Origin of the sequence: Flavobacterium sp., from assembly GCF_036405015.1 — a bacterium.
GTDB lineage: Bacteria > Bacteroidota > Bacteroidia > Flavobacteriales > Flavobacteriaceae > Flavobacterium.
Window position 1 is genome coordinate 25,974 of record NZ_DASWYK010000150.1, and the last position, 12,691, is coordinate 38,664.

A 12,691-nucleotide genomic window follows, 5' to 3' on the forward strand; every position below is an offset into this window, starting at 1 on the left:
ATCATGGAACAAGGCACATTCAAAGTGGACAAATATTATCTCAATAAAGTAGATGCTGATAAAAAAAGCATTTATTGTCATCATGATATAATGGGCGAATTACTTGTTCCAACACACAAACACAACAAAGCGCAAATGCTCTACGCAGAAGGCGATGTAGTTTTTGTGACAACTGAAACAAAGTCTTATTTTCTTCCAGCAAGACATTTTATTTGGATTCCGGCCGGTTTAGAACATAGCATTGAACCGAAATCAGAACATGTGATGATGCGAAATCTGTATTTTCCGGTTGAAAAAGATGAAGATGATTTCTACAAAAACGAAGGCATTTATCCAGTGAATAATTTACTGCTTCAAATGATGATGTTTACCAATCAGTGGAATGGAGATTTGAAAAAAGGTTCTCCGAATTTTGTGATTGCAAAAGCCATAAAAGCAATTCTTCCGCAGATATGTCATAACACTTTACCTTTAGAGCTTCCTCAGCCTAAAGATAAACGCTTGGGCAAAATCCTTCGACATATTGAAAATAACTTGGGCGAAACGATTCTCTTTGCTGATGTAGCGCATGAATTTGGCTTTAGCGAACGCTCTTTGTATCGCTTGTTTCAAAAAGATCTCAAAATGTCTTTTATTCAATATTATACCATTCGAAGAATTCTTAAAGCGATTGAACTTTTATTAGAAAGAAAACTTTCGGTAAAAGAGGTAGCTCTAGAAGTTGGTTACAATAGCGTTCCGACTTTCAGTAATACTTTTTTTAAGATTCTAGGCCAAAGACCTTCTGATTACTTAAACGGAGAGGAAATTTTGGAGCGTGGTAAATAGCTTTTTTATTTCACGCAGATTTAGACAGATTTAAGCTGATTTCACAGATTTGCTTTATTCGAAGCTGAAATTTTCTCTCGCTGATTTTACAGATTTAAGTTGATTTAGAGATTATTTTCAAAATATTGAATTGCCTCCAGCTTTAGCTGGGGGGGTATTGCTCTGCATTTTGGCTAAAGCCTCTCAGCTTCCTTTATTTAACCTCCAGCTAAAGCTGGAGGCAATTGAAATATATATTTGCGACTTAGCGTCTTTGCGAGATTATTTTCTGCAAAATCTGCCACACGTGCGATAGCGAAGTGGCGGAGCAAATCTGCGAGAGTAAAAAATAAATCTGTGTCCATCAACTAAAATCCCTTTAAATCTGCGTGAAACAATCTTTGTTTGTAATTATTTGTTTTTCAGTATTTTAATACAACGTTTTCGAAATGAAATTTTAACATTTGTCCGAAATGAATATGTTATTGACTTTTTAGAATCATCCGCCAAGGAAAAAATGAAGGAACTTTGCAGCATAAATTTTTAAATATTCATGTTCCTTACAAAAACAAACTCTAAAGAAGATTGTTTTCCCAGAAGCTTATTGATTTTACTAATAGTATTAGTATTCAATAGTTTACAAGCTCAGGAAGTTCATACGGTTTCTTTACAAGAAGCGATGAAACTGGCGAAGGAAAACAACAAAAAAGTCCTTAAATCTCAACTGGAGATTACGCTCGCTGAGCAAAACATCAAAGAAAGAAAAGAACTTAGATTACCAGATGTACAACTTAACGGAATGTACTCTAGAATTACCAACATTACAGAATTTAAAGGAGATGGTTTCTTAAACGGAAAAGAAGTTACGAAAGCAATTCCTGAAATTTATGAGGTAAATTCAACTTTTAAAATGCCAATTTACGTTGGAAACAAGATTAACAATGCGATTAAAATTGCGAATAAGGAAAACGAAATTGCAAAAATAAAATCGGAAAAAACAGAAAATGATATTGAGCTGCAAGTGGTAGCTAATTATCTAGCGATTTACAAAATGACGGAACTTCAAAAGATATTTGAAGAAAACATCAAAGAAGAAAAAAACCGATTAAAAGAAGTGCAATCGCTTCAAAAACACGGAACGGTAACTAAAAATGAGGTTATACGTGCCGAATTACAACTCTCAGATCGTGAATTGAATGCGCTAACAAACTCCAAAAACATTAAAATCGCACTTCACGATCTGAAGACGTTGATTCAGATTCCGGAAAACGAAGAAATTGCAATCGATACGACTGCAAATTTGGATGAAATGAACGGTTTAGATCCGTATGATTTCTATTTGAGTAAAGCTATGCAGAATGAAGAAATGCGAATGGCGAGTCAGGAATTAGATATCAGTAAAACCGAATTGAAATTGGTAAAAGGGAATTATTTGCCAACTGTAGATTTCTTTGGGAATTATGGTTTTTATTATCCAAACTACAAATTCTTTCCGCCAAATCCGTATTTGTACACTTTAGGTCAAGTGGGTATCGAGGCGCGTTTTGATCTTTCGGCTTTGTATAAAAACAAAACGAAAGTAGCAAAAGCAAGCACTAAAATCGATATGCAGAAAATGCAGACTGAAATTTTAAAAGATGAAATTCAAGATCAGTTGTACAAAGAGCATACGCAGTATCAGGAAATCCTTGAAAAGTTTGTTGTGGTTGACAAAGCTTTGGATTTAGCCGAAGAAAACTACCGAATCGTAAAGCTGAAATACTTAAACCAATTGGTTTTAATTACCGAAATGGTCGATGCTGACAATGCTTTGCTTCAAGCGAAATACAATAAAATTGCTACACATTTGGATGCTGTTTTAAAACATTATGAGATGATGCACACGGCTGGGATTCTTCCACAAAGTTAGAAGTTTACGAATTCTGAAGATTAGAAAATAGAATATAGAGAATAGAAAAAAGATATACAGTTTATGGTCAAGATAAAAAATGAAACTAAAAGAAATAAAACGTTTCATATACTAATAACAATTATTGCGTGTACGCTGGTGATAAGCGGGGTTATTTTGGGAATTTGGTTTTATGTGTTTAACCGAAATCACGAAGAAACCAATGACGCTCAGGTAGAACAATATGTTACGCCGATTATGTCGAGAATTACGGGTTATGTGCAGGAAGTTCGTTTTGACGAAAATCAATTTGTGCATAAAGGAGATACTTTGGTCGTGATCGATAACAGAGAATACAAATCGAAATTGAATGTGGCTTTGGCCGATGTTCAAAACGCAGAGCAAAATAACATTGTGGCGCAGAAAAATGCGATTAATACAGCAAGTGCAACGGCAATTAACGAAGCACAATTAGAAGCTGCAAAAGCAAATCTTTGGAAAACCAAATTAGAATACGAAAGATATAAAGCTTTGGTAAGCGAAGAAGCGGCAACTTCTCAGCAATTAGAAAAAGTAAAAGCAGACTATGAATCGGCTCAAGCACATTTTTCGGAAATGAAAAAAAGAATTCATTCGGCTACTTTAAGTACTTCTGTTGCTGAAGCGAATGTTCCGACAACGCAAACTAATATTGCTTCCAAGCAAGCTGTTGCAGATAATGCGGCATTATTTCTTTCATACACGGTAATTACAGCACCTTATGACGGTTGGATTGGAAAAAGAACTTTACAACCAGGACAAATGGTAAAAGAAGGGCAGTCTTTGCTTTCTATTGTAAGTAAAGAAAAATGGATTACAGCCAACTTTAAAGAAACGCAATTGCAATATTTAACTGTTGGGCAAGAAGTAGAAATTAAAGCTGATGCAATAGATAATAAAACTTTTGCGGGAACAATTGCTTCGTTGTCGCCTGCAAGTGGTGCGAGATTTTCGTTACTTCCTCCAGATAATGCGACTGGAAACTTCGTGAAAATTGAACAGAGAATTCCAGTTCGAATTCAGTTAAAAGAACAAGACAAACAAACCGATTTTTTAAGAGCAGGAATGAACATTACGGTTGTTGCTGCACACAAATAAAATGGAAGATAAAAGTATATTTAAATCATGGGTTCCAAAATGGGCGATCATTGTTATTTTGTTCGTTTGTTTGTTGCATTCTATGATTTTATTGGGAGTTTATTCCTCAAACGTAACGTATGCGGCGAGTTTTCTGGATATTGAGCCCGAAGATTTGCAATTCGCAATGTGTGTTACGTACGGAACTCTGCTGGCGACGATTTTAATCGAAGGCCGATTTTCGAGTTTTTTTCCTGCGAAAAATTATTTGATGGCGGTTTATTCCTTAATCGGAATTACGATTGTTTCATCAGCTTATATTACAAATTTTTCGGTTTTTTTATTGATGAGAGTTGCCGAAGGAATCCTAATGGCGCTTCCTGTAATCACGATCAGACAATTGCTTATTGAACAGTTCAATTCTAAAAATGCCATTATTATTGGGTTTTCATTTTACTACGGCGCGCTGTTGTTGTCTACGCCTTTTATTATGAATATCGCCGTGTGGTTTCTCGATCATTACGACTGGAAATACATGTTGTATGTGTCGGGCGGACTGCAGGTTTTAAACGTCTTTTTAATCTTAGTTACTTTCAGAGGGCACCGAATTACAAAGAAGATTCCGTTGTATCAAATCGACTGGATGAGTTATTTTTTGGTTTTAATTTCGATTCTTTGCGGTGCCTACTTTTTTGTATATGCGGAGAAAAAATATTGGTTCGAATCTTCAGAAATGGTTTTAATGCTAATGATTTCGCTTATTACTGGCGGATTATTCATCTTTAAAGAACGTTTGGTAAAAAGACCAAGTTTTGATTTTGAAGTCATAAAATACGCCAATCTGCGAATCGGATTTTTATTGTTTTTCCTTTTTTATATCAGCAGAGCGACGTTGAGCCTTTGTCATTCGGCGATGTTTTCGATTTGGAATTGGGATCCGTCACGTGTTGCGGGCGTGCAATACATAAACGGACTAGGAAACGTAATTGGACTTGTTTTAGCCGCTTTTTTCTTGATGAAATCGGTTTCTACTAAGATAATTTTTATGATTGGTTTTACGCTCATTGCTATTTTCCACTTCTGGTTTACGTTTCTATTTGTGCCAGATGTTGCGCTGAGCGATATTATCATTCCCTATATTTTGCAAGGAATCGGTGTGGGGTTTTTATTTGTTCCGCTCATCTTGTTTACCACATCATCGGTTCCAGCAAATATGGCGGTTTCTTCTGGGATTGTTGGGGTTTCGGGACGTTTCTGGGGCAGTACAATTGGTTTTTGTGTCATGCAAAATGCGATGGTATTTTTAAATAAAAAACATTTCCTGAAACTAAGCCAATTTGTAACAGGCGAAAATACTGAAGCTCAAAACACAATTGCTTCAACTACACAAAGTTTTATTGCCAAAGGATATTCCGCAGATAATGCGAATACTTTGGCATTAAAAAAAGTCTTTGGAACAATTTCTAAACAATCGACTTTATTGGCCGATATGGAAATTTATACAATCGTAGGTTATGGTTTGGTAGTTTTGATCATTCTAATTGCCTGCAATCAGCATTTGAGACAGACGATGACTTTGGTGAAAAGTAAAATCTGGATTGGATAAAAAGGTTCAATTGTAGTTTTTTTATTAGAAATAGTATTTTTTGAAAGATTATTCTCTTAGTTTTGTTTCAACTAATTCAAAAACAAATCAAAAAATCTTAAGGACCATGAAGAAAACTATTTTGCTTTTGCTAGCTTTTGCTGCATTTTCTTGCTCAAGTGACGATGATAACAATAAAATTGCTGAGTATAATCAAGTCAGCACGATTGCAACGGGCGTATTTAAGCCAAAAGACATGTTTCCTACCGCATTGACAATTGATGGAAATGGAAATATCTATGTAGGAAGTTTTGAATCTCATCAAATAAAGAAGGTAGATCCAAATGGTACCATAACAGTTTTTGCTGGATCAGGTCTATCTAATGATCTTGATGTTAATGGACAGGGAGAAGAGGCTTCTATTACTACAATTTTCGATTTAAATAAAGATTCTAGCGGTAATATATATTTTTCGGGAGCTCATGATAGAACTTTGCGAAAAGTTACACCAAATGGTTTGGTATCTACCTATCTTACGGAAGCTCAAATGGGGCGTCAGGCTTTTGGATTTCTTATTGATAATGATAATAACTTATATATTTCTGATGCGGCATCCATACTAAAATTTAATCCTGCGGGTAATTCAAGTATTTTAGCAGGAAGCCCTGGAGTGCCGGGGCATACTGATGGTAAAGGGGCTGATGCTCGCTTTGGTTCTATGCAGTTTATGGTTAAGGATAGTAAGGGGAATTTGTTTGCAAAAGAAAACCAAGGTGCAGTTGGAATAAGAAAAATAACTACTGAAGGTGTCGTTTCTACAATAAAAATTACGGTTAAAGAAAATGGTGTTGATGTGCCGTATTTAGATTTAGACGATGCACAAGGACTAGCTATAGATAAAAATGACATTTTGTACATATCGACAAGAAATAACAATATTTTGCAAATTACTCCTGATGGAAAAGGAAAATATTTGTTAGGAGATGGTGAAAGACCTTTAGGTTATAAGGATGGTCCAGTTGGTGAAGCTTTAACTTCTGGGATAGGAAGAATTGCTTTTGATAAGAATGGAGATCTTATTATGATTGAGAATAGGAAAAATGGAATCAATGTGCGTAAATTATCTAGAAAATAACCATCATTTAAATTAAAAATATTGGAAGCCTAAAGCGATATTCTTATACTTGCAGAATAAAAAACAATACAACATATAATGAGCCAGCAATGTGTAATTTTTGATATGGATGGGGTGATTTGCCACACCAATCCGCATCATGTAGTCGCTTTTGAAAAGTTTTTCGATAAATATAAAATTCCGTACACGAATGAAGAATTTGAAGAACATATGTACGGAAAACACAATAGTTATATCATGACGCATTTCTTCAAACGTCCTATTGCGGGAGAAGAATTGACAAAATTGGAAGACGAAAAAGAAGGAATGTTCCGTGAGATTTATAAAGACAAAGTCGAAACGATTCCTCATTATATGCAGTTTTTGGAAGAACTAAAATCCCGCGGATTTAAAACAGCTGTTGCAACATCGGCTCCGCGTGCCAATTTAGATTTGATTGCCAATTTCTTGAAACTCGATCAAAAAATGGATTCGATGATGTCAAGCGAAGACGTTACGTTTCATAAACCAAATCCAGAAGTGTATTTGAAATCGGCAGAGCGTGTTGGTGTTTCTCCGTCTGATTGCGTAGTTTTCGAAGATTCTTTTTCGGGCGTTACAGCAGGATTAAATGCCGGAATGAAAGTTGTAGGCGTTTTGAGTACACATTCTAAAGAAGAATTGCCACCATGCGATTTTTATATCAATGATTATAGCGAAGTGAATGTGGATAAAATAATTTCATTATTAAATTCCAATTCCTAAATTCCAAATTCCAAATGATACGAGACCTTTGTCAAAGTTTAAAACTTTGACAAAGGTTTTTTTGTGAAAAGAAAAACTTCGTCAGTAACTCCACAAAGATTTCCCTCATTTTAACTCCGCAATCTTGTCATTTCGACGTAAGGAGAAATCTCCGCAAGTAGCTCCGTAAAGAGAATCCAATCTTTGGCGAGTTTCTTGCGGAGATTTCTCCTTACGTCGAAATGACAAAACGAGACGAATTGCCTCCAGTTTTAACTGGAGGTTTTTTATGTTTTAAAGTAAAAGGCTTTAGCCGAATCAATAATTCTCCTCCAAAAAATCCATCCAGCCTTTTTCAAATTCTTCGGTTGAGATATTCAGTGTTTTTTCGATATTGCCAAAAGAAGCGATTAATTTGGGAAGAATATCTTTTCCCCATTTTTGGGTCATATATTCGATTATCGTGTATCCGATATTGTAGATTTGATTGCTTTGATTGAGTTCTTCTAAAGTCAGATTTTTTCTTTTGGCGTATTTTACGCTTAAGGTATTTACTTCTTTCGCTTCAAAAATACTGATCGATTCCCAAAGCCAGCGCGGATATTCTGCTTTGAACTTTTTATCAAATTCCTTGTCAAAAGTAAGTCGGTCTTGCGTGATAATAGTGTCTTTGGCTTTGTAGATCAAGATATTTAACTGAACACAATGTGTAAATTCATGCAAAGCCGTTTTGAGCGGATCGTCTGGAAAAATAGAATTAAACCAATTGGTATAAATAAAATGAAATTCGTTTGGGCCGCGGCTTGTGCCTTTTGTATTTTCTTTTAAACCCGTAGCTTCGTTAAACTTAAATTGCGAGCCATAGATAAAAACCTTTATAATATCGTGTTCGACATCTTTTAGATTTTCTCTTATTTGAGCATAATTCTCTTCCAAGTGTTTACTGACTTTTTCAGCCTCACTTTTATAAATTCCGCTATAGGAAACAATAAAATGTTCCGATTTTATAGTTCGAGTTTCTTGTTTAACGGTAAAGCTTCTAACCGATCTGGCGAAGTAAAAAACCGCAACAACTCCTATGAGAATGACTAATAATCTGTATTTTTTCATGTGTTCTAAATAGTTTTAGAGATTTAAAAATGAATAAAATAAGGAGAATTAGGTTTTTGGTATTTTAAAAATAAGAATATTTAAAGATTAAAACATAAAATAATTAAAGAAATTTCTGAATTATTTTACATCTTAATTATTCAGTATTTATCTCATTCCCAGAAATGGGGAATCTCCGCAAGAAACTCCACAAAGTTGGTGCGCATTGTAACCACAATAGACGATTAATGTATCGTAGATTTATTCTTTAGAAATGCTTTTGATCGTAATATTTCTAAAGTCAATTGGCGAACGCTCATAGTTTAAAGAAATTTTCCCTTCTGTTGAAGAAGCTTCCGTACATTCGTTTACCAATTTTCCGTTTAGATACTGCGTAATTTTTCCGTTGAAAGATCTGATCACAATAGAATTCCATTCGCCATGTGCGTTTTCATTGGCTAAAAACTTTGGAGAAACTACACTTGCACCGGCTTCAATTGATTTTCCGTTTACTTTTGCTGTTACTTGGTCTAAAAATATAAAGTCGCCCGTAACGTTTTCTTTTATTTGAAACTGAATCCCTTTTGGCCAGATTTTATCAGACGCATCTAGAGGAATGTTGTACATCACGCCACTGTTTTTGGTGCCTTTCATTTTGTATTTTTCTTCCAAATTCCATCTGAAATCCAAAGTAAGTTCAAAGTTTTTATAGCTTTTTTTGGTCATCAAACAACCATTGTCGTCTCCGTACATGCGAATCATTCCGTCTGTAAACTCGTAAATTTTTGAAGATTCTTGTCTCGCAGGATTCGTTTTGGTAAAAGCATACCAATCCTCCGTTTTTAGAGTTTTTTGCTGAACAGCACAGGAATTTAAAATCAAAAGAAGAACAATGGCAAAAGCAGATTTTTGAAACATAACGATAAGTTTAAAACGAAATAGATTCGTTAGATTGACGATTTATGAAAAGTAAAAATAATTATATCGGCTAAAATAAAAATACGTCGTTCTGCTTTTTTTGTTTTGAAAATTGAAATGAGGTTTGAAAACGAGACGAATTGCCTCCTGCTTTAGCTGGAGGTTTTTTGATTATTGGAGTAAATGGGCTTTATCCAAAATTATTTCAAAGGAAAATTCAACAATTCTTTAGGCTCAATATCTAAAGCATTGGCAATTTTTACAATGTTTTTTATACTAGTATTGATTTTAGCAGTCTCTATTCTTGCAATTTGAGATTTTTGTATCTCACAATCATCAGCTAAACCTTGTTGGGAAAGACCTTTCTTTTCACGTAATTGTCTAACGTGAATACCAAGATTTACGAGAAAAGTTTCTTCTGAAATACTCATATTTCAAAAGTGGAAAGATTTATTTTGCTTTTGGTGGCATTCATGCCTACAAATTATTATATTTGCTTCAAATAAAAAATAAGATTATGGTTACAGGAAACCTCTCAAAAGACGTTGAAACGAGACTAAAAGATTTTTTTAGTGAAATTGTTTATCCAAAAGACATGGCAAAAACCATTCGGGAAGTCAATTATGCGCTTTCGTTATGTGTGATGCGCAAATGCGAAACCTTAGAATTTGATCTAAAGAATGTCGATGACAATTTCTATTGGCTCAATAGATTGGCAGAGGTTCTAGACCCTTATTTAGAGATTGATTAAAAGAAAATAAAGTTCATTTCGACGAAAGAAGAAACCAAAACAGCAAAACCGATAAATTTTTTAGATAGTTTCAGATTTTTCTATTTTTTTTTCATGTGTACAAATTGTTGGTTGGGCTGGGAATCTTCTTTCGTCAAGGTGAAAAAGCTTTTGTGTAAAACTTTGCTGATTTTTGAGTTAATATGTTGAAAATTCCTATTTTTAATTACTTTAAAATACAACCCAATGAAAAAGGAAATTTTAGAACAGATTAAAAAACTAGGCGGAAACATCGATAATGTAAAAGGCAATTCGCTTCTAGAAGATTTGCAATCTATAACTTTTGACACCGTTCTGTATCAAAGACCGGAAGACGCTCCATGGGCTTCTGCTGAAGAGCAAGAACCTATTTACGGAATTGGTGATTTTATCAACGAAAATGAAGCTCTTTTTAAAGAAAACAAAGAAGCTTTATACGAAAAAATCATTCAAAAATATTTCCGTCAAACCACCGAAGGATTTGGACAGATGTTTTGGGAAGTCAGTCCTTTTACGCCTTTCAAACAAGGAACATCCGATTTTGATGAATGGAACAGTGATTTTACAGATGAAAGTACAGATCTAACCGAAATCATAAAAGTAACCAACGATCCAATACCAGATTTTATTCTGCTGGTAACAAGCTATAGTTTTCCAGATAATTTCTACATCACATTATCTGACCCAAATCCAGAAAACCCCACTTTATTCGGTACCGATCACGAAGTCTTTTTCAGAGAAGTAACCAACGAAGGAAACCTCGAAGATTTCATGAATTCGTTTATGACCAAAGAAGAGGTTTTGGAAATTGTGAAGAAGAGGATTGAGGGGTAAAAAGATTTATCTAATTTTAAAATGCTATACATGGTATTAAAATAAGCTGTTAATTTCACTGAGGTAATATATTAGAAAGGTAAGTCATCTGGCTCTTCTATAAGGATGTTTTTATCTTCGGATATTGCAACATTAGTTAATAGGTTGGCCATGTCTTTGTTTAAATTTATTCCTTTTTGTTCTAGTTCCTCAATAACTACAGATTTAAATTCTAGTTTATCGATTAAGTGTTTATGCTTAATTGCGAAAATTCTAAATAAATCATCCCATGTCATAGCGTATATCTCGTAGTTTCTTATTGACTGGATTAAATATTTTTTTCCTTTTTCTTTTTGATTTTCATATAAATCTTTGATGTATTCATCGAGCTTTATGCCAATTAAAATGAATTTCCAAGTTCTTGTTATGCTGTTGAATCTTTCATCTTCAATTATAAATCTAAGATATCTTTCTACTTGTTGAAATTGCTCAGTCCCAATAATAACATTTGGCCTTTTTAATTCAACAATAATATTTTCTTCAATCGTTAGGTCAGGATCGCTGCCGTCAATAATCTCTGATTTTCTAGAAATAAAAATATCTGGTCTTTGTAATTTATTTTTATTATCTATTTTCTCTGGCTTTTTTTTGTTTTTTTCTAAATGAGAGTAATAATTATTCAGAAGAATTTCGAAGTTTTTATCAGCAGAAACTAAATGGTATTGCTCTCCAAAGAGCCAGTAGTTTTCTTCAATTACTTTTTGAACATGATTTCTTTCATCAGTAAACTTTTTCAAATCAAAGACTAGTAATTTAAGTATATCAACTATCTTAAATCTATTTTCTAAAAATTTCACAAGTGAAGTAATATGTGAAAGTTTAGTTGTTTTAAGAACATTTGAGAGTTCCAGTCTATCTGCATCTGAAAGTTTTACAACATTATCCACAATATTTAAAACATGTTCTCTTTGATCAGTATCTAGTAATAGATTTAAAAAACCTACAATAGTTTTGCTTTGTGGGATACTAAGATTTTGAAAAATTTTAGGTTGAACACTATATAATTCTTTTACAACATTTTCTAAATCCTCTTTTCTAAGCTTGTCATATTTATTGTCGCTAAAAAAAGGGAAAATACTGTTTCTGTTATATTTCTCAATTAAAGCATCAGCTTTTAAATTTCTTACAAATTCTTTCTCTTTAGAGCTAACAAACTCGTTAAGATGGTCTATTAAGACTTTAAATGTTGGATTGCTTTGATTAAAAGAATCATCTAGAACGGGATGATCATTTTTAGTGGCTTTAAATAAATCGAAATAATCAGATTCTATGTAAACAGAATGATGAAAATCTGCAGTTTTATTGTTAAAAGAAGTATGCTTTCTGTAGGTTTCTTTCTTATTGCTATTCAAGAAATAGTAATAGTATTTATCTCCAATTTTTTCATGCCATCGTAAAAAACTTATTTTAAAAATGAATTTACCAAACTTAATTTCGTGGTCATCTGAATCAGCAATTACTGTTTCGTAATTTAGAGGATGGCTGTTTATAAGGATTTTATAATCTCGTTCTTTATTTAAGTAGAGAAACCATCCAAACTCATTTGCTAAATAATTCTCGAAGTCTTCATTGTCGAGCAAATCGCTAGTTAATGCAAAAAAATCTTCAAATATTACTTCTGTACCATTTTGTTTATTTTTTGTAATAACTGTATCAATAGTTTCAAAGTTTTGAATTTCGTCTTTGTTTATTTGAATATTATAATTTAAAAAACGTCCATCATCAGATTTAAAAGTAGTATCCCATTTTGCTTTATTGCAAAAAAGTGAAAAGGAATATCTTCCTTTT

Annotated in this window: 12 protein-coding genes; 8 read left to right on the forward strand and 4 right to left on the reverse strand. The window is 33.5% G+C overall.

All coding sequences use genetic code 11. The features are described from left to right. Positions 1–3 precede the first annotated feature (3 nt). The 6 genes from VGE71_RS11805 (at position 4) to VGE71_RS11830 (ending at position 7,275) form a co-directional block, all read left to right on the forward strand. A complete protein-coding gene (locus VGE71_RS11805; protein WP_331138512.1) occupies positions 4–828 on the forward strand; it encodes an AraC family transcriptional regulator in 825 nt (274 codons plus the stop codon). Positions 829–1,360: 532 nt separating this feature from the next. Beyond that, a complete protein-coding gene (locus tag VGE71_RS11810; protein ID WP_331138513.1) occupies positions 1,361–2,716 on the forward strand; it encodes a TolC family protein in 1,356 nt (451 codons plus the stop codon). Between the two features lie 63 nt (positions 2,717–2,779). Next, entirely contained in the window at positions 2,780–3,832 is a 1,053-nt protein-coding gene (locus tag VGE71_RS11815) for an HlyD family secretion protein (RefSeq protein ID WP_331138514.1), read from the forward strand. A 1-nt stretch (position 3,833) separates the two neighbouring features. Further along, a complete protein-coding gene (locus tag VGE71_RS11820) occupies positions 3,834–5,417 on the forward strand; it encodes an MFS transporter (protein ID WP_331138515.1) in 1,584 nt (527 codons plus the stop codon). Between the two features lie 106 nt (positions 5,418–5,523). Next, positions 5,524–6,531 carry a hypothetical protein gene (locus VGE71_RS11825; RefSeq protein WP_331138516.1) on the forward strand — a complete coding sequence of 336 codons (1,008 nt, stop codon included), beginning with the start codon at positions 5,524–5,526 and terminating at the stop codon, positions 6,529–6,531. Between the two features lie 78 nt (positions 6,532–6,609). After that, positions 6,610–7,275, forward strand: coding sequence for an HAD family phosphatase (locus tag VGE71_RS11830; protein WP_331138517.1), 666 nt, complete (start codon positions 6,610–6,612; stop codon positions 7,273–7,275). 297 nt (positions 7,276–7,572) lie between these two features. Here VGE71_RS11830 and VGE71_RS11835 read toward each other — a convergent pair whose 3' ends face one another. From VGE71_RS11835 to VGE71_RS11845, 3 genes are all read right to left on the reverse strand, one after another. Continuing rightward, entirely contained in the window at positions 7,573–8,364 is a 792-nt protein-coding gene (locus tag VGE71_RS11835; RefSeq protein WP_331138518.1) for a hypothetical protein, read from the reverse strand. Positions 8,365–8,604: 240 nt separating this feature from the next. After that, positions 8,605–9,261, reverse strand: a complete 657-nt coding sequence (locus VGE71_RS11840) for a DUF1080 domain-containing protein (RefSeq protein ID WP_331138519.1) — start codon at positions 9,259–9,261, stop codon at positions 8,605–8,607. A gap of 200 nt (positions 9,262–9,461) precedes the next feature. Next, positions 9,462–9,692, reverse strand: a complete 231-nt coding sequence (locus VGE71_RS11845; protein WP_331138520.1) for a helix-turn-helix transcriptional regulator — start codon at positions 9,690–9,692, stop codon at positions 9,462–9,464. 86 nt (positions 9,693–9,778) lie between these two features. Here VGE71_RS11845 and VGE71_RS11850 point away from each other — a divergent pair, with 86 nt between their 5' ends. Continuing rightward, positions 9,779–10,012, forward strand: a complete 234-nt coding sequence (locus VGE71_RS11850) for a hypothetical protein (protein ID WP_331138521.1) — start codon at positions 9,779–9,781, stop codon at positions 10,010–10,012. 225 nt (positions 10,013–10,237) lie between these two features. Then, positions 10,238–10,864 (forward strand): hypothetical protein, encoded by a 627-nt coding sequence (locus VGE71_RS11855; RefSeq protein WP_331138522.1) that lies wholly within the window; start codon positions 10,238–10,240, stop codon positions 10,862–10,864. Positions 10,865–10,935: 71 nt separating this feature from the next. On the opposite strand, the gene VGE71_RS11860 is transcribed toward VGE71_RS11855, so the two are convergent. Next, the coding region (locus VGE71_RS11860; RefSeq protein WP_331138523.1) for an ATP-binding protein at positions 10,936–12,691 on the reverse strand (1,756 nt) is incomplete at its 5' end.